This is a genomic window from Roseobacter sp. YIN89 (assembly GCF_057219365.1).
The window spans coordinates 679,481-696,872 of sequence record NZ_JBXVVD010000003.1; the positions used below are offsets into that span (position 1 = coordinate 679,481).

16 protein-coding genes are annotated in these 17,392 nt (G+C 57.1%); 8 read left to right on the forward strand and 8 right to left on the reverse strand.

Annotated features, from left to right (window positions below):
• Positions 1 to 82: 82 nt before the first annotated feature.
• From AC2D8V_RS15665 to AC2D8V_RS15675, 3 genes are read right to left on the reverse strand one after another with little or no spacing between them, the layout of a single operon-like run.
• Positions 83 to 1,009 (reverse strand): pseudouridine-5'-phosphate glycosidase, encoded by a 927-nt coding sequence (locus AC2D8V_RS15665; RefSeq protein ID WP_484734503.1) that lies wholly within the window; start codon positions 1,007 to 1,009, stop codon positions 83 to 85.
• Complete coding sequence (locus AC2D8V_RS15670) at positions 1,006 to 1,899, reverse strand: PfkB family carbohydrate kinase (protein ID WP_484734504.1); 894 nt, start codon at positions 1,897 to 1,899, stop codon at positions 1,006 to 1,008. Before AC2D8V_RS15670 ends, AC2D8V_RS15665 begins: the two co-directional genes overlap by 4 nt.
• Positions 1,900 to 1,934: 35 nt before the next feature.
• Positions 1,935 to 2,750, reverse strand: a complete 816-nt coding sequence (locus AC2D8V_RS15675; protein WP_484734505.1) for a DUF4198 domain-containing protein — start codon at positions 2,748 to 2,750, stop codon at positions 1,935 to 1,937.
• Between AC2D8V_RS15675 and AC2D8V_RS15680 the strand changes: the two genes are divergently transcribed.
• Positions 2,749 to 3,942, forward strand: a complete 1,194-nt coding sequence (locus tag AC2D8V_RS15680) for a HupE/UreJ family protein (RefSeq protein WP_484734506.1) — start codon at positions 2,749 to 2,751, stop codon at positions 3,940 to 3,942. The two genes, AC2D8V_RS15675 and AC2D8V_RS15680, sit on opposite strands and share 2 nt — an antisense overlap.
• 6 nt (positions 3,943 to 3,948) lie before the next feature.
• Here AC2D8V_RS15680 and AC2D8V_RS15685 read toward each other — a convergent pair whose 3' ends face one another.
• Positions 3,949 to 4,569 carry a thiamine phosphate synthase gene (locus AC2D8V_RS15685; RefSeq protein ID WP_484734507.1) on the reverse strand — a complete coding sequence of 207 codons (621 nt, stop codon included), beginning with the start codon at positions 4,567 to 4,569 and terminating at the stop codon, positions 3,949 to 3,951.
• A 135-nt stretch (positions 4,570 to 4,704) separates the two neighbouring features.
• Here AC2D8V_RS15685 and AC2D8V_RS15690 point away from each other — a divergent pair, with 135 nt between their 5' ends.
• The 3 genes from AC2D8V_RS15690 to AC2D8V_RS15700 all read left to right on the forward strand — a co-directional run bounded on the left by AC2D8V_RS15690 (position 4,705) and on the right by AC2D8V_RS15700 (position 8,155).
• Positions 4,705 to 5,460 carry an RNA methyltransferase gene (locus AC2D8V_RS15690; RefSeq protein ID WP_484734508.1) on the forward strand — a complete coding sequence of 252 codons (756 nt, stop codon included), beginning with the start codon at positions 4,705 to 4,707 and terminating at the stop codon, positions 5,458 to 5,460.
• Between the two features lie 62 nt (positions 5,461 to 5,522).
• On the forward strand, positions 5,523 to 6,677 hold the full coding sequence (ctaA, locus tag AC2D8V_RS15695) for a heme A synthase (RefSeq protein WP_484734509.1): 1,155 nt from the start codon (positions 5,523 to 5,525) through the stop codon (positions 6,675 to 6,677).
• Positions 6,674 to 8,155, forward strand: a complete 1,482-nt coding sequence (locus AC2D8V_RS15700) for a carboxypeptidase M32 (protein ID WP_484734510.1) — start codon at positions 6,674 to 6,676, stop codon at positions 8,153 to 8,155. Before ctaA ends, AC2D8V_RS15700 begins: the two co-directional genes overlap by 4 nt.
• 56 nt (positions 8,156 to 8,211) lie before the next feature.
• Here the strand turns inward: AC2D8V_RS15700 and AC2D8V_RS15705 are convergent, their stop codons facing one another.
• From AC2D8V_RS15705 to gyrA, 3 genes are all read right to left on the reverse strand, one after another.
• On the reverse strand, positions 8,212 to 8,559 hold the full coding sequence (locus tag AC2D8V_RS15705) for an EF-hand domain-containing protein (protein ID WP_484734511.1): 348 nt from the start codon (positions 8,557 to 8,559) through the stop codon (positions 8,212 to 8,214).
• A gap of 14 nt (positions 8,560 to 8,573) precedes the next feature.
• Complete coding sequence (locus AC2D8V_RS15710) at positions 8,574 to 8,819, reverse strand: glycine zipper 2TM domain-containing protein (protein WP_484734512.1); 246 nt, start codon at positions 8,817 to 8,819, stop codon at positions 8,574 to 8,576.
• A gap of 113 nt (positions 8,820 to 8,932) precedes the next feature.
• Positions 8,933 to 11,635, reverse strand: coding sequence for a DNA gyrase subunit A (gene gyrA / locus AC2D8V_RS15715; protein ID WP_484734575.1), 2,703 nt, complete (start codon positions 11,633 to 11,635; stop codon positions 8,933 to 8,935).
• 229 nt (positions 11,636 to 11,864) lie between these two features.
• On the opposite strand from gyrA, the gene AC2D8V_RS15720 reads away from it, so the two are divergent.
• Positions 11,865 to 12,134: an usg protein gene (locus AC2D8V_RS15720; protein WP_484734513.1), complete on the forward strand. Its 270-nt coding sequence runs from the start codon at positions 11,865 to 11,867 to the stop codon at positions 12,132 to 12,134.
• A gap of 371 nt (positions 12,135 to 12,505) precedes the next feature.
• Here the strand turns inward: AC2D8V_RS15720 and AC2D8V_RS15725 are convergent, their stop codons facing one another.
• Positions 12,506 to 13,453, reverse strand: coding sequence for a radical SAM protein (locus tag AC2D8V_RS15725; protein WP_484734514.1), 948 nt, complete (start codon positions 13,451 to 13,453; stop codon positions 12,506 to 12,508).
• 170 nt (positions 13,454 to 13,623) lie between these two features.
• Between AC2D8V_RS15725 and zwf the strand changes: the two genes are divergently transcribed.
• The 3 genes from zwf to pgi are packed head-to-tail and all read left to right on the forward strand — an operon-like array spanning position 13,624 to position 17,347.
• Positions 13,624 to 15,090 (forward strand): glucose-6-phosphate dehydrogenase, encoded by a 1,467-nt coding sequence (gene zwf, locus AC2D8V_RS15730; RefSeq protein ID WP_484734576.1) that lies wholly within the window; start codon positions 13,624 to 13,626, stop codon positions 15,088 to 15,090.
• Positions 15,090 to 15,761 (forward strand): 6-phosphogluconolactonase, encoded by a 672-nt coding sequence (gene pgl / locus AC2D8V_RS15735; protein WP_484734515.1) that lies wholly within the window; start codon positions 15,090 to 15,092, stop codon positions 15,759 to 15,761. The genes zwf and pgl overlap by 1 nt, the downstream gene beginning before the upstream one ends.
• Positions 15,758 to 17,347, forward strand: a complete 1,590-nt coding sequence (gene pgi, locus AC2D8V_RS15740; RefSeq protein ID WP_484734516.1) for a glucose-6-phosphate isomerase — start codon at positions 15,758 to 15,760, stop codon at positions 17,345 to 17,347. Before pgl ends, pgi begins: the two co-directional genes overlap by 4 nt.
• Positions 17,348 to 17,392 lie beyond the last annotated feature (45 nt).

Genomic DNA, 17,392 nt, shown 5'->3' on the forward strand with positions numbered 1-17,392 from the left:
CTGGGTCCGTACTGGCTTCTTACGGTAGTTAGGCGGTTTGCCGCGGCTCTACAATGGGCCAAAGCCGATACTGGCAGATCATTCAGTCAGGCGTGGCCGTCTCGCATAAGGCATGAGCGATCCTTGCAGCCAACTGTGCGTTGTTGCGCACTAAGGCAATATTGGCTTCAAGCGACCGGCCTTCCGTCAGTTCGAATATCCGCTGCAGAAGGTAGGGTGTGACCGCTTTACCCCGTATGCTGTGGGTATCAGCGTCGGATTGCGCCTGCGCGATGATTGGCGCAAGGGCATCTGCGGGAATTTCGTCGGCCGCAGGGATCGGGTTGGCGACAAGCTGTCCACCTGGCAAAGACAGGGCGGCGCGCATCCGGTGTGCCTGCGCGATCTCTTGTGGTGTGTCCATACGCAGTGGCGCTTTCAGCGGCGAGGTCGCGCTCCAGAAGGCGGGAAAGCTGTCTTGACCCACCGCGATCACAGGCACCCCTTGCGTCTCCAGCACTTCGAGCGTCTTGTCCACGTCAAGGATGGCCTTTGCACCGGCGGCGACCACGGTCACCGGTGTCTGCGCCAGTTCCATCAGGTCGGCCGAAATGTCAAAACTGCTTTCTGCGCCGCGGTGCACACCGCCGATGCCGCCTGTTGCAAAGACCTCGATGCCTGCAAGATGCGCGGCGATCATTGTCGCGGCCACCGTTGTTGCACCGGTAATGTCGCCGGCAAGGGCCACCGCGAGATCTGCGCGTGAGAGCTTGGCGACACCTTTGGATTGGGCGAGAGCTTTTAGGTGATCCGCGTCCAGCCCGATGTGCAAGGTTCCGTTAATTACCGCAATGGTCGCAGGGGTTGCGCCTGCACCGCGCAAGTCGTTTTCGACTTGCTGTGCCACTTCCAGGTTTTGTGGGTAGGGCATGCCATGGGTGATAATCGTACTTTCCAACGCGACAATCGGTCTGCCGCTGGCTTTGGCCGCAGCAACCTCGGCAGACATCAGCATGTTCAAACTGGTCATAGGGGTGTTTCTCCGGAAACGTATGTCGCGGCTGTCTGCAGCGCCTGTTCCAGCGCCTCTGCAGACGAAGCGCCGCGAATGTCAGCAGCGATATGCGCTGCCATGAACGTATCGCCAGCTCCGGTGACACGCGTGACAAGAACCTGAGGCGGCGTGCGGGTAATGATGCCATCTTCGCGGCCTTCGCTGGCATCCTGCCCGCCGTTCGTCACCAGAACCCGTTGCGCACCGCGCGAAAGTAAACCGGCGGCGGCATCTCGTGCATTGTCAAACCGCTGCTGACACAGAATACCCGCTTCTTCGAGGTTGACGTAAATGGTGCCACGTCCGGTCTGAACAAAAGGCAAGAGGCGTTCCGCCTTTCCAGGCGATGCCGGTGCCACGCGAAGATCTGCGTGGGCCAGTATCGGGCTGTGGGCGATTTGCCCCAAAAGGTCGTGTGTCAGGTTCCCGTCGAGCGCCACCGGGCCCATAAAGGGCGCATCATCGGACGCGAGGCGGCCATCTGACAGTGGCGCCAGTATCTTGTCGCCAGCGGCTTCCAGTGAATGTGCATCCGCGATTGCCGCGATCAATCCGTTCGCGCCTTCAACCGCCATATAGACATCTGTCGGCAAATCATCCGAGCGATAAGCCAGATCGGTTTCCAGACCGCGCGCACGGCAAGCCGCGATCAACTCATCACCTTCCGCGTCACGGCCAATCGCTGTCAGCAGCGCGGGTTTCAATCCAAAGCGCGCCAATGCCATGGCAATATTAAGCGCGACACCGCCTGGAATGCGCGTAATCCGCCCCGGCACATCGGACCCTTGCCGCATAACGCTGGCGGAGCGGCCGATAACGTCCCAAAGGACGGAGCCAATGCATAGAATGTCACTGTGAGCAGCCATTCCGTCTTGTGGCTTTCATCTCTGGCAAGCGCAAGTCATTCCGCCGCAGGAACCGCAAAAGTCAAAGCCGCCCAAAGCGTTTCCCAGACCGGGGCGCGCTCTGCGTTGCCGGCCTCGGGGCTGGGGCGCAGCACAACGGCATCAAAGAGATAGCTGTGACCGGGGCGCACATCGACACGTGCGATACCATCGGCGTTCGTGCGTGTCAGCGAAACGATTACAGCGCCTGTCGGATCCTTTTCAAAAACCTCAACCTGCGCATCCGCACGGGGGGCGCCCAAATACTCCAACCTGACGCGCATCTCTTGGTCAAAGTCAGGATCATAAGGATTGGTCAGCGCAATGAATTCGGTTTGCAGGCCAAAGGCCCTGTCTTGGCCTGTACCGCTGCCAGCAGCCAAAAGTGCTTTGGCGTGCCGCGTATAGCTTTCCCGGAACCTTTCTTTGCTCCAGCCATTTGCGGTGTGATCGGCCGCGGCATTTGTAAAATCCTTATGCGCCGCAAACCGCAAGAATTTATCCCAGTCCGTATAGGTCAGGGTGGAAGCGGTCGTTTCATGCAGAACGATCAGTAACCCGTCTCCCCAAGCGGAGGATGTTAGGGCAGGGGTATCGCCCAGCCGTCCTGTAACCGGTCGTATGTCTTCCCCGAGCACCATATCGAAACGCGTGAAGTTCCGATCAAACCATGACAAGGCAACACCTTCGAACTCTTCGCCATTTTTCAGATCTGCAACCACTGGCGCGTCGTTTTCAACTTGATATATCTTGGGCTCGATCCAAAACTCATGTGCACTAGCGGAAAACCCGAATGTCAGTGCCAACAGCGTTGTAAAAGGTAAGAACCGCATGAAAATCAACCCTATCTTGTCAGTCTTTAAGCTGTTCTTTTTGGCTGTGGTGTCAACTGCAATCGTAGCCTTCGGCGCGGCGCGTGTCGGCGCACATGAGTTACAGCCGACAATTGCCGATATGACCGTGACGAACGACAACGACGTCGTGCTTTCATTCCGCATAAACGTCGAAGCCTTTCTTTCAGGCATAGATATGGACGCGGTGGAAGACACAGACGAGTCCGACGGCGGTGCCGAATACGACGCGCTGCGCGCACTGCCGCCCGATGCGTTAAGGACGCGTACCCAAGAGGTCGTTGCCCGCTGGAATGCAGAGCCATTGATGACTGCAGGCACCCCGTTGACATTCACAATTGACGACATGCTGATACCGGAAGGTGTCGATTTCGAATTGCCGCGATTGTCCAGCTTGACCATTCGCGCCACTTTACCTGAAAACGCGGCATCTGTCGTGACGAACTGGCCCGCTGGATCAGGACCGCTGGTGTTACGACAACAAGGTGTTTCGGCACCTTACACCGGTTATCTGGACGGTGGACAATCAAGTGAGCCGATTGCGCTGGCCGGTGGGGACGCACAATCACCATCAGAGGCCTTTTTCGGCTATATTCCCGTGGGCTTTGATCACATCGTTCCCAAAGGGTTGGATCATATCCTTTTTGTGCTTGGATTGTTCTTTCTTTCGACCAGATGGGGGCCGCTGCTGTGGCAGATCAGTGCGTTCACATTGGCCCACACTGTAACTTTGGCCCTTGGTGCGCTCGGTCTTATCAATATTCCGGGCAGCATCGTTGAACCGCTGATTGCCGCGTCTATCGTTTATGTTGCCGTTGAAAACCTGTTTGTAAGACGTCTGAACAAATGGCGCCCCATGGTCATTTTTGGATTTGGCCTGCTGCATGGGCTGGGGTTTGCTTCGGTCCTCGGAGAGTTCGGTTTGCCCACAGGCCAACTGATCCCGGCGCTGATCGGTTTCAACGTAGGCGTTGAATTGGGGCAACTCACAGTAATTGCGGTGGCCGCTTTGTTGTTGTGGGCCTGCGCATGGCTTGCGCGCCGGTCGGACCTGTCAGAGAAAGAGCAACCCGTCGGTGACTATGCGGTGATGTTCCGCGCTGTTTCGATCCCCGGCTCGCTGGTCATTGCAATTGTTGGCGCTTACTGGTGTATCGAGCGGGTATTCCTGTAGCAGCAGTCAGCCAATGGCCTCGATCAACTCGCCTAAGCGTTGTACGGGGTCGTCGGACTGCCATATCTCGTCGCCCAAGCCGAAAAAGTCTGTGAAAGGCGACAATTGCGCGATACGTGCCGCGTCCAATCCCCGTTCTGCAACAACGGGGATTTCGATCATTTCTGACCACCATTGAAAAAGGTCAAGGTCGGCAGTGGCGCCATCGTCCAACGCCGATGCGGTCAAAGGGCCGAAGCTGACATAGTCGCATCCCGCTTCGCCCGCCGCCATACCGTCGTGCCGCGATGTGCCGCAGAAACTCCCGACAATCGCATCGGGTCCCATCGCCTTGCGCGCCTCACGGACTGACTTGGAGGCATCCGACAGATGCACGCCGTCCAGTCCGAGCTTTTCCACCAGTCCAATGTGGTCCGTAATGACCAAGGCAATATCGCGCGCGTGCGTCACCTCGCGCAGCGCGTCGGCGGCACGGGCGATCCTGTCTTCATCCCGCGAAACCAAATCAAGCCGGACACATGCCACCGCATGTGCATCAAGCGTTCGTGCTAATACGTCGGGAAAGCTGCCAAGCTCGAACTCCGCCGGGGTAATAAGGTATAGCTGCGGTTGTTCGGGCGTATCCATGATCGTGGTCCTTGTGGTCTCTTGCCGACGAGCAGTACCTCAGTCCGGCAGGGATGCAAACTGTGTTGCATGCTTGTTGGGCAAATTCGCAGTCGAGGCGTTGCAGCGCCGCGTCTCTGGGACTATGACGCGCTCATGACACATGAGATCACGCCACCATCCACGCCTGCCTTTGTGCTGGTGCGTCCCCAAATGGGCGAGAACATTGGTGCAGCAGCGCGCGCTATGTGGAATTTTGGCCTTGACCGCATGCGCGTGGTGGCACCTCGCGACGGATGGCCCAATCAGGCAGCGGTGGCGATGGCAAGCGGCGCAGGGCGTTTGCTGGATCAGGCACAGTTGACCGACACGTTGGCGGATGCAGTTTCAGACTGTCACTACGTTTTCGCGACCACAGCGCGTCCACGCGATCTGACTAAACCGGTATTCAGCCCGGAAGAGGCAATGCGTGAGGCCGCCAAAAGGATCGCCAAGGGACAGCGCGTCGCAGTATTATTCGGGCCTGAACGTTCTGGTCTGGAAAACGACGATGTTGCACGCGCCAATGCTATTGTCACCGTACCGGTTAACCCAGATTTCCCATCTTTGAATCTGGCTCAATGCGCGCTCTTGATCGGTTACGAGTGGCGCCGCGTTACCACTTCGGTCACACCCGTCACGACCGAAATGGCCGGTGCGGAGTGGGCCGCAGCAGTCGAAGTTGAGAAACTGGCGTCACACTACGAAGAGCGCCTAGACGAAATGGGATTTTTCTATCCCGAACATAAGTCGCAATCGATGCGGACGAATTTGCGCAATTTCTGGAGCCGGATGCCAATGACACGCGCCGATGTCCAGATGCTGCACGGCATGATGAGGCAGGTCGTGCGATGGGCGGCGCGCGGCGACTAGTCGCGCTGGACCTCCAGCGTTGCTGCGCCTACGTTCACAACAACAAAAAGAGTGGGTGAGACATGAGCGGTAAACGCAAATTGTTTGAAGATGTTGGTGATGCGCAACCGGTCCGGCCCGTGACGCAGCCCGGGTTGATCGATAAAGGGCACGGTGCCGCACGTGGCGCGGTCCGTGTGTGGCTGATGATCCTGTTCGCACTCGTCTTCGTTATGATCGCCGTTGGCGGGCTGACACGGTTGACGGACAGTGGGCTCAGCATCACAGAATGGCGCCCCATCACCGGCGCGTTGCCCCCGATGAGCGACGCCGAATGGCAACTTGAGTTTGAAAAATACCAGCAAATCGACGAATGGCGCATCCAGAACCAGTGGATGGAAATGTCGGACTTCAAAGTCATTTACTGGTGGGAATGGGGGCACCGGCAGCTTGGTCGGGTGATCGGGCTCGTTTGGGCGTTGGGGTACGGATACTTTGCCCTGCGCCGTCAGGTGCCCGCCGGGTGGCATCGCAAGCTGCTGCTTCTCGGGGCACTGGGTGGCGCACAGGGAGCCATTGGATGGTGGATGGTTGCCTCTGGCGTGACCCAGGGGGAAGGCATGGTTGATGTGGCCAGCTACCGTTTGGCCACCCATCTTGGATTGGCCTTTGTCATTCTGGGGTTTATCAGTTGGTACATTATGGAACTGGGCCGTTCAGCCTCCGACCTGATGCAGGCCCGGCGCGCACGAGAGAACAAGCAGTGGGGCATGTCCACGGGATTGCTACATTTTACGTTTTTGCAAATCCTGCTGGGCGCGCTGGTGGCCGGTATTGACGCGGGCCGCAGTTATACCGACTGGCCCCTCATGGGCGGCAACTGGTTCCCAACCACGGCCTTCAGCTTTGAACCGATGTGGCGCAACTTTTTCGAAAGCCCGGGGCTGGTTCAGTTTATGCACCGTGTAATTGGTTATGTGCTTGCTATTTTCGCCGTGGTTGTCTGGCTCCGTGGTCGCAAGTCATCGCATCCGAAAACGCGGTTTGCGTTCAATGCAGTGCTGGCTGCTATGGCAGTGCAAATTGCCTTGGGCATCGTCACCGTCGTCTACGGGGCGCCTGCACATATCGCCATCGTCCACCAAGCCGTTGCTGTGGTGCTTTGGGTACTCATTCTGCGCGCCCGCTTTCTGAGCGGTTATCCCGTTGCCACATCCGTTCGAGGAGCCACCCGATGACACAAAATGCATATGAAAAGCTGATGCAGTTCACGCGGGAAACGCAGGCGCTGGCCGCGGTGGCAGGTCGCCTTGAATGGGATCAGGAAACGATGATGCCGCGCGGCGCCGCCTCCCAACGGGGTGAGGAAATGGCCGCGATGGAATCGATCCTGCATGCCCGCCGTGTTGACCCGCGTGTGGCAGACTGGCTGGCCGAGGCAGAAACCACCGAGACGTCCGCCGAAGCGAAAGCGCAGTTGCGCCACATACGCCGCAGCCATGAGCGCGCGGCCAAGGTACCCGCCGACCTTGCCGCTAAGATCGCGCGCACGACGTCGCAGGCACAGGGGATCTGGGCAGATGCGCGCGCCGAGAATGACTATGCTACATTCGCTCCGACGCTTGCTGAGGTGATCGCTTTGAAACGGGAAGAAGGCGATGCACTGGCAGCGGGCGGAAACGTCTACGACGCGATGCTGCAGGACTATGAACCGGGGACCACTGGCGCCGAAATTGCCCAGATGTTTGATGCGTTACGCCCCGAATTGACCGAGCTTCGACAAGCCGTTCGCGCCGCACCCGCGCCCCAGAGTCTCGGCGGAACCTTCGATGAAGCCGCTCAGATGAAGTTGACGCGCAAACTCGCCAAGGCGTTCGGATATGACATGACGCGCGGCAGGGTGGACAAGGCTGTTCACCCGTTCAGCTCTGGGTCGGGGTTGGATGTAAGGATCACAACGCGCACCAGCGAACGTGACCCCTTTAATTGCTTCTATTCAACGATCCACGAAGTCGGCCATGCGTGCTACGAGCAAAATATCGACGACAGCTACTTGCTGACACCTCTGGGCAGCGGTGTTTCCATGGGTGTTCATGAAAGCCAAAGCCGCATCTACGAAAACCAGATCGGGCGCAGCAGACCGTTTACCGGCTGGCTTTTTGCCGAAATGCGTGACGCCTTTGGTGACTTTGGTGTGAGAGACGAAGAGGCGTTTTACGCCACTGTGAATCGGGTCTCAGACGGATTTATCCGCACAGAAGCAGATGAGTTGCAGTACAATCTGCATGTTTTGCTGCGCTTTGATCTTGAGCGTGCGCTGATGTCGGGCGATCTGACCGTCTCCGAGCTTGAGGCGGCATGGAACGACCGTTTTGAGGCCGACTTTGGCTATCCAGTCGACAAACCGTCGAATGGTGTGCTGCAAGACGTGCACTGGTCGGTTGGTCTGTTCGGATATTTCCCGACCTATACTTTGGGCAATGTCTACGCCGGGTGTCTCTTTGAGGCGATGAGCGCCGCTTTGCCCGATCTCGACCGCCAGTTGGCGAATGGCGACACCAGTGGTGCGACGGGCTGGTTGCGTGAAAACGTGCAGCAATACGGAGGGCTCTATGAACCGCGCGAAGTTATTGCACGCGCCCGCGGGGCAGAACCGTCCGAAGCCCCTTTGCTTGCTTATCTAAAAGCCAAATTCACTGGTATCTACGGGCTTTAACAGCTTGATAGTTCGGGGCGGAACGCAGCGTTCGACCGCCCCGATCACATTCTAGATCAATTCAGAATACCGTCGCCGTCCTTGTCAGCGGTGGCAAAATCCTCTTCCATTTGGACGGTAAACTCATCTTCGCTGATAGTACCGTTTCCATCATCATCGAGGATGCTGAAAGCATCGCCTACCATATGGTCGTCCAACTCATCAGGCGAGATCACCGAGTCCTCGTTTGTGTCCATCTTTTCAAAGGCAAACGCGGTAAATGTATCGAATTCCTGTTTCGATATCGCCCCGTCACCATCCTGATCAATTGCGTTCAGGTGACTTTCGTTCAGGCCGCCCTGTTGTGCCAAGGCGGGCACTGCAAGAGCGACCATCACCGGTAGTGCGAGATACGTAAGTTTCATTTGTTTCTCTCCCCTTAGCACGCGAATGATTGGCCAGCGACCGCGCCTGCACCTGCGCCGCCAGCGCGCAAGATATCCTGACCTGAGCCGCTGCCAAATTCGTTGCCAATAGCACCACCAATCACCGCGCCAGCGATCGTGCCAGTGGCGCAGGCGATATTGTGCTGCCGTTGCGCTTGTTGTTCAGGGGTCGCAGCCGGCCCACAGGCCTGAACCGCCATAATCCCTGTCAGGATCAAAACTGTAACTGGTTTTAACATTTTTTCGGAGCCTCCGTTGCTAACCAGAGCAAAGCACCTCGAAAAAATTTCTTCAACCCGCAATTCAGAGGATGTCTCCACAGGGCAGGGTACCCGCTGTGGTTTAACCCGTGTCAGGCTTCTTCTTCACCTGCGTCTTCGTCACCCTGATCCGCGATCCACGCAACGCTCACGACCTCTTCACCGGCGCCAGTATTAAAGACTTTGACACCCCCTGCAGAGCGTGAACGGAATGAGATGCCGTCGACAGGCACCCGGATCGACTGTCCGTTGGACGTCGCCAACATGATCTGATCTTCCATTTCAACGGGGAAAGACGCGATGATCGTCCCGGTCTGCATGCGCTTGTCCCAGGCTGTTACCCCCATGCCACCCCGTCCACGCACCGGGTAATCGTGGCTGGACGTGAGTTTGCCCGAGCCGCCCTTAGTAATGGTCAAGATCAGGTTTTCTGCGGCAGACATCTCGGCGTAGCGATCCGGCGACAAATTGCCGAGGGACACCTCTTCTTCGTCATTGTCCGGATCTTCGGTTACGCCCGCCATCAAGCGGCGCTGTTTCAGATACGCCGCGCGCTCTTCGGGCGTCGCTTCAAAGTGGCGAATGACCGACATCGATACGACACTGTCGTTGTCCGACAGCCTGACACCCCTTACGCCCACAGATGACCGAGAGTTGAAAACACGCACATCTGTCGTCGGAAAGCGGATCGCCCTGCCAGAGGCAGTTACCAGCATCACGTCATCGCCGGGTGATGCAATGCGCGCGTTGATCAACGTGGTATCGGCGTGCTCATCCTCGAACTTCATCGCGATTTTGCCGTTTGATTTCACGTTGGTAAAATCGCTCAGCGCGTTGCGACGCACGGTTCCGGCTGATGTCGCGAAAACGATCTGTAGTTCGTCCCACGCGTCTTCTTCACGATCAATCGGCAGAATGGCCGCGACTGAAACCCCTTGCGGAATGGGTAGGATATTGACGATCGCCTTGCCTTTGGACGTGCGCCCGCCCTGCGGCAAACGCCATGTTTTCAGCTTGTATGCCATTCCGTCTGTGCTGAAGAACAAAAGCTGCGTGTGGGTATTGGCCACAAAGAGCGTTGTCACAACGTCGTCCTCTTTGAGCGTTCCGCCCGACAATCCCTTTCCGCCACGCTTCTGGCTGCGGAAATCGGCAAGCGGGGTGCGCTTGATGTATCCGCCCGACGTCACCGTCACGACCATGTCTTCGCGCGCGATCAGGTCCTCGTCTTCCATGTCGCCCGACCAGTCGACAATCTCGGTCCGGCGCGGCACGGCAAAAAGCTCCCGTACCTCGCGCAATTCATCGGCAATAATCGCCATGATGCGTTCACGCGACCCCAGAATTTCAAGGTATTCCTTGATCTTACCGGCCAGTTCTTCAAGCTCGTCGGTGACTTCTTTGACGCCGATTTGCGTCAGGCGCTGCAGCCGCAGATCGAGGATCGCGCGGGCCTGTGTCTCTGACAAATTGTAGGTGCCATCGTCATTCGCCGTGTGGGTCGGATCATCGATCAAAGCGATGTAGTCAAGTATCTGTTCGGCCGGCCAGCGGCGTGTCATCAGTTTTTCACGTGCCTCGGCTGCATCGGCAGACGAACGGATGGTGTTGACCACTTCGTCGATATTGGTCACCGCAACGGCAAGGCCACACAGAACATGGCTTCGGTCCCGTGCCTTGCGCAGCAGATATGCGGTGCGGCGGGCGACCACTTCCTCGCGAAAATCGATGAAGGATGTCAGGAATTTTCGAAGCGTAAGCTGTTCCGGCCGGCCCCCATTGAGCGCAAGCATGTTGCAACCAAATGAGGTTTGCATCGGCGTAAAGCGGTAAAGCTGGTTCATGACAACATCGGGTACCGCATCACGCTTCAGCTCGACCACCACGCGCACGCCATTGCGGTCGGATTCATCCTGCACGTGAGCGATGCCGTCGATCTTCTTTTCACGGACCTGCTCTGCGATCTTCTCGATCATCGAGGCTTTGTTGACCTGATATGGAATTTCATCGACGACAATCGCCCAACGGTCGCGTCGAATTTCCTCTGTGCGGGTCTTTGCACGCACGATGACCGAACCGCGCCCTTCAAGGTAGGCTTTGCGCGCTCCCGACCGGCCCAGCATGATGCCGCCTGTTGGGAAATCTGGCCCGGGAACATATTCGATCAACTGCTCGGAGGTAAGGTCAGGTTCCTCAATCAGTGCCAGCGTGGCATCAACCACCTCGCCAAGGTTGTGCGGCGGAATATTGGTAGCCATGCCCACAGCAATACCGCCGGCACCATTGACCAGCATATTCGGAAAACGGGCAGGCAGCACTGTCGGTTCTTGCTGTTTGCCGTCGTAGTTATCCTGAAAGTCGACAGTGTCCTTGTCGATATCTGCCAGCAGATAAGCTGCGGGCTTGTCCATGCGCACTTCGGTGTATCGCATGGCGGCAGGGTTGTCCCCGTCCATTGAACCAAAGTTACCCTGACCATCGAGCAAAGGGAGTGACATGGAGAAATCTTGCGCCATACGCACAAGCGCATCGTAAATCGCGCTGTCGCCATGGGGGTGATACTGACCCATGACATCACCAACGGGGCGGGCAGACTTGCGATACGCTTTTTCGTGCGTGTTGCCTGTCTCGTGCATCGCAAACAGGATGCGTCGGTGCACCGGTTTGAGACCATCTCGCAAGTCAGGGATCGCACGGCTGACAATGACTGACATCGCGTAGTCCAGATAGGACGTGCGCATCTCGTGCTCGATGCTAACCGTCGGCCCGGTATACTCCGGACGCTCTGGTGTCATTTCATCATCATTTTCAGGGGGTTGTGGTGTGTCGCTCACGCTGTATGCCCAAATTTTCCGCAAGTCTATATATTGTGTCAGCACTCTAGCAGAGTGGACATATAAGGTGCAATGGTCGAGTTTCGGCTGCGCTGGCAGCCGGGGGATGCAAGTGCTAACATACTGTTTTTATTGTAAAGTAATTTCTTCGTGGCATTCTGTCATTACAAGAAACGACATTGAGGTAAAAATGACCCCATCCGAAACAGAGTTAATGCTGAAAGGGTACGGGCTGACAACGGCGGAATTCTTTTACCGTATGCCTGATTACACCCACGTTCTGAACTCCTTCATTTGGCAGGAATATGATCTGGCGCCGGATCATCCGCGTCTGTTCAAATTCGTGGAATTCTGGCAGTCGGAAATCGAGGGGCCGCTGCATTCCGTACAGTTTACGCACCGCAAAATGATCCGACCCGGCGAGTGGCGCAACGTGACCGGAGAATTCACGCTGCACTAAAGGGCGGCGGGCAGAACGAGTACACCAGCCGCGCAACTACCAGCGTAGTAAGCCGAGAAAATTTGAACGTCGCCAAGTCGTCTCTGTTACTGCGTCTGAGCAAGCTTGTAGTATCGAGCCGCTGTCGACAGACTGACCTTCGGCGAAAGAAACCAACATCACCCGACCCGCGCAAAGGCGGGCTTTATGAAGATTTGGTCAAGCGACACCACAGATATTGTGGCGTCATGGTTACAGGCACGCGCGTCGCAAAAAGCTTTCGCGGATCAAGCCAGAGCATTTCAGGCAAAGATCGCAAGCCGCTGTTTCAAAGCAATTTAGATGACAGAACCTGACGCACAGGTCACCGCACCAATCGGAACAAAAGTGGCTCATGCAGAGCAACTGGCTCCCCCCAAAACGCAGAACTTGGCGCAATGCGGGTGGTTCAGAGCTACATCTCCCTCTGCCTCGGCGAGGGTCGTGCCCAACTCAAATTCGGGTTCGTAAGCCAAAAGGGTGCACGCCAGCACGGACGGCTTTTCAGCCCCCTTGCGTTTCACCACCATGCGCGAAGATGCGCACATCAGTGCGTCAGGTGACTTCCCAAGAATATCCCAGCACGCAGTGGTAATCTCGGGTACGTCTACACTTATGTCCATCTCGGGAAAAAGGACGGTCATTGACGGGTCGTTCGGGTCAATGTCAAAGCCGTGCCGCGCGAAAAAAGCCGCATATCCCGCGCGGCTCTCTGCTTCACTATTTGCCATGATGGACCGGCCCGCGATGGCCATTTGGAAGCCATTGTCTCGCAGCCATTCCATACCGGCGAGTGTTTTGTCAAAAGCGCCAACGCCACGTTCGCCGTCATGCACCATCGGGTCGAAATGATCGACTGAAATGCGCAGCGTGATCTTGCCGGGGAATGCAGCATTAAGCTGCAACAACCCTGCCTGCATCTTTTTGCGCATCATTGGTCGCATGGCGTTGGTCAGAACTAAAACTTCATACCCGCGATCCAGCGCGGCGCGCATCATGTCGATCATCTGCGGGTTCATAAACGGCTCGCCGCCGGTAAAGGCGATTTCACTCACCCGCCAGTCCCGCTGCTCAAGCTGGTCAAGGTAATCGCGCACCTCGTCGGCCTTAATGTAGACAAGTGCATCGTTGGTCGGGCTGCTTTCGATATAGCAGCTTACACATTCGATGTTGCACAAGGTTCCCGTGTTGAACCATAGCGTTTTCGGAGAGCTGAGAGTTACTGTCGCACGTTCTTCGCCTGTGGCAGTACGTGTCGGATTTTTGAACTTACCGACATTTGCCTGTGCAAGATCGCGCATTTTTTGCCCTTCCTCGTTCGTCTGTGGGAATATGTGTGCTACGAAGTGACATAAGGCAAGAAATCTCCGGTAAATGCGCATGCACACTCTTGTGAACACGGGGCATCTGTGCATGTTTGCGCTAACAGAAAACAGCGCGCCGCATGCGCGCCAAAACTATTGGGTGCAATATGGTTTCACGCGTTATTCCGGTCGAACCGTTTGACTTGGTGATCTTCGGTGGCACTGGCGATCTGGCTCGCCGAAAAATCTTGCCGGGACTGTTCAGGCGATACTGCGCAGGTCAGATGCCCCCAAGTGCGCGTATCGTCGGCGCGGCGCGCAGCGATATGGACGATGCTGCGTATGCACAAATGGTGGGCGAGGCCATTCACGAGTTCAAGGGCGATGCCGAAATAGATGAGGCACTCTTGTCCGATTTTCTTGGGTGCGTCTCATACGTGGCCATCGATGCCAAGGGCACCAATGGGTGGGAAAAGCTGCGCGATAAGATGGCAGGCGAAGACCGGATCGAAGCCTACTATTTTTCGGTGGCCCCCTCGCTTTTCGGTGATCTCGCTGAACGGCTGCAAAGCTACGGGATGGCGGACAGCCAATCACGTATCGTGGTTGAAAAGCCCTTTGGTCGCGATCTTGAAACGGCTCAGGCTCTCAATGGTACGCTGGCCAAATATTTTGACGAACATCAGATTTACCGTATCGACCACTATCTCGGTAAAGAAACTGTGCAAAATCTGATGGCGATCCGTTTCGGCAACATGTTGTTCGAGCCGCTTTGGAACAGTCAGTTTATCGACCATATCCAGATTACAGTCGCCGAAACCGTAGGCGTGGGTGGCCGCGGTGAATACTATGACAAATCAGGTGCCATGCGGGACATGGTACAAAACCACCTGATGCAGCTTTTGTGCCTGATCGCGATGGAACCACCGGCGCATTTTGATCCTGACGCTGTTCGGGATGAAAAGCTCAAAGTGATCCGTGCCTTGGAGGAGGTTGAACCGCATCAGATCGTGCGCGGTCAGTATGGCGCGGAACCCGGCAACGAAGAGGCGCAACCCGACTACCGCACCGCCGTAGGCGATCCGCGCTCCAAAACAGAAAGCTTTATCGCTCTCAAGTCACACATTGCCAATTGGCGTTGGGCCGGCACACCGTTCTATTTGCGCACCGGAAAACGCATGGCCAAACGGTCCAGCGAGATTTCCGTGGTCTTCAAGCAGACACCACACTCCATCTTCGATGAAGATGCCGGACGGCACCGCAATGTTCTGTCGATCCGGTTGCAACCGAACGAGGGCATTACAATGGGGGTCACCATCAAAGAGCCGGGGCCGGGGGGGATGCGTCTGGTGGATGTTCCGCTGGATATGACTTTCGCCGATGCGCTCAGCCCTGACAGCGCAGAGCATGTTGACGCTTATGAACGGCTGATTATGGATGTCATCCGTGGCAACCAGACCCTGTTTATGCGCGGCGACGAGGTAGAGGCAGCCTGGGCGTGGACCGACCCGATCATCAAAGGGTGGATCGACCGTGGTGATGCCCCCAAGCCTTATGATAGTCATAGCACCGGGCCCGACGCCGCATCGCAGATGATGCGACGGGATGGGCGTGAGTGGCGGGAGTTGAGCTGATGACATTCAACAGCAATGCCGATCGTGACATGGCGATCATGAACCTTGCACACGCGCTGACGAGTGATCTGCGCAAATGCCTTTTGCGGCACGAGTTTGCCAGCTTTGCCGTGCCGGGCGGAACCACCCCGGGACCAGTGTTTGATGCCATGAGTTCGGTCGATATCGACTGGAACAGGGTGCATGTCATGCTGACCGACGAGCGTTGGGTGCCGGAAGACCACCCGCGGTCAAACGCGGGGCTTGTAAAGTCGCGATTACTGACCGGGCGGGCAGCAGCGGCCCATTTCGTATCCTTCTATCGCGATGGAATGACCGCGGCCCAAGCCGCGCCGATACTGTCGGAAGAATTGGCAGGTGAGATGCCCTTGTCGCTCCTGCTTCTTGGCATGGGCGATGACATGCATACCGCATCGCTTTTCCCCGGCGCGCCGGAATTGCCAGCAGCTATGGCGTCGGATGCGCCGCTGGTTTGCGCGATTGCGCCGGCAGACCAGCCAGAGGAACGCATCACGCTGAGCGCACCGGCACTTGATGGTGCAATGGACAAACATCTGGTGATTTTCGGCACTGCAAAAAAAGACGCTTGGGAACGGGCACGCAACCTGCCTCCAGAACAGGCGCCAATCAAGGCAGTGATGAGCGGGGGGACGGTACATTGGGCGGAATGACAGCGCACTGGGCACATCTGCAGGAACAGCGATTGGCAACGAAAGACAGAGCCATTCTGTCGCTTTTCGATGAAGATGGCCGCGCTGACGAATACAGCGTTCAAACCGGTGACATGCGTTTCGATTACTCGAAGACGAATATCGATGCCGAAACCCGCCGTAGCCTGATCAGCCTTTTGCAAGTCGCGGGTGTCGCCGAGAAACGCGATGCCATGTTTGCCGGTGCGCCGATCAATGACACCGAAGGGCGCGCGGTACTGCACACGGCGCTGCGCAATCTCGATGGCGGGCCAGTCATGGTCGATGGTCAAGACGTGATGCCCGGCGTGCTGGACACCTTGGCGCGGATGCGTGCTTTTGCGCAAGAGGTGCGGGCAGGGGCATATACCGATGTGGTCAACATTGGGATCGGGGGGTCTGATCTTGGGCCCGCGATGGCCACTCAGGCGCTCGCGCCGTATCACGACGGTCCGCGCTGCCATTTCGTGTCAAACGTTGACGGGGCCCATATCGCGGATACCTTGCGCGATCTTGATGCAAAGACAACGCTGGTCATCGTTGCATCCAAAACATTTACCACCATTGAAACGATGACGAATGCCAGAACGGCGCGCGCATGGATGACAGATCACGGTGGCGATCCGAAAAGCCAGTTTGCCGCACTATCCACAGCAGACCAACTGACCGCGGATTTCGGCATTCCCGCCGAACGTGTTTTCGGTTTTGAAGACTGGGTCGGCGGGCGTTATTCCATGTGGGGGCCCATTGGCCTGTCGCTCATGATCGCCATCGGGCCAAAGGCATTTGATGCCTTCCTGCGTGGCGCACAGGACATGGACCGACACTTCCAAGCCGCCGACTGGGTGGACAACATGCCAGCAATGCTTGCGCTTGTCGGCATCTGGCACGCACAGGTCTGCGGGCATGCAAGCCGCGCGGTACTACCCTATGACCAGCGCCTGCGACAACTGCCCAACTATTTTCAGCAGCTTGAGATGGAGAGTAACGGCAAGAGCGTTCAGATGGACGGATCGACCGTCGAGGTCGACAGCGGACCGGTCGTTTGGGGGGCCGCAGGCACGAATGGACAGCATGCTTTTTACCAGTTGATCCACCAAGGGACGCGAGTGATCCCCTGCGAGTTCATGATCGCCGCTGAGGGGCATGAACCTGAATTGGCCCATCACCACAATCTCTTGATCGCCAATTGTCTGGCACAATCAGAGGCGCTGATGCGCGGGCGCAGTCTGGAAGAGGCTCGCGAAAAGATGCGTGGCAAGTTCGACGGCGAAGAACTCGAGCGGCAAGCCCGTCATCGGGTTTTTGCAGGCAATCGGCCCTCGACTACCTTGGCGTACACCAAGTTGGATCCGTTCACGCTCGGCCGGATCGTCGCACTGTATGAGCATCGGGTATTTGTCGAAGGCGTCGTGCTGGGCATCAACTCCTTTGATCAGTGGGGCGTAGAGTTGGGCAAAGAGCTCGCAACATCGTTGCAGCCCGTCATCGACGGCGACGCCTCTGCGGACGGCAAAGACGGATCAACGGCAGCACTTGTGCAGTTTATTCACAGCCAACGGGACTAATTCCCGCTGCCCGGTTGAACAGCGTCGCGTTGTCACGACCCGATG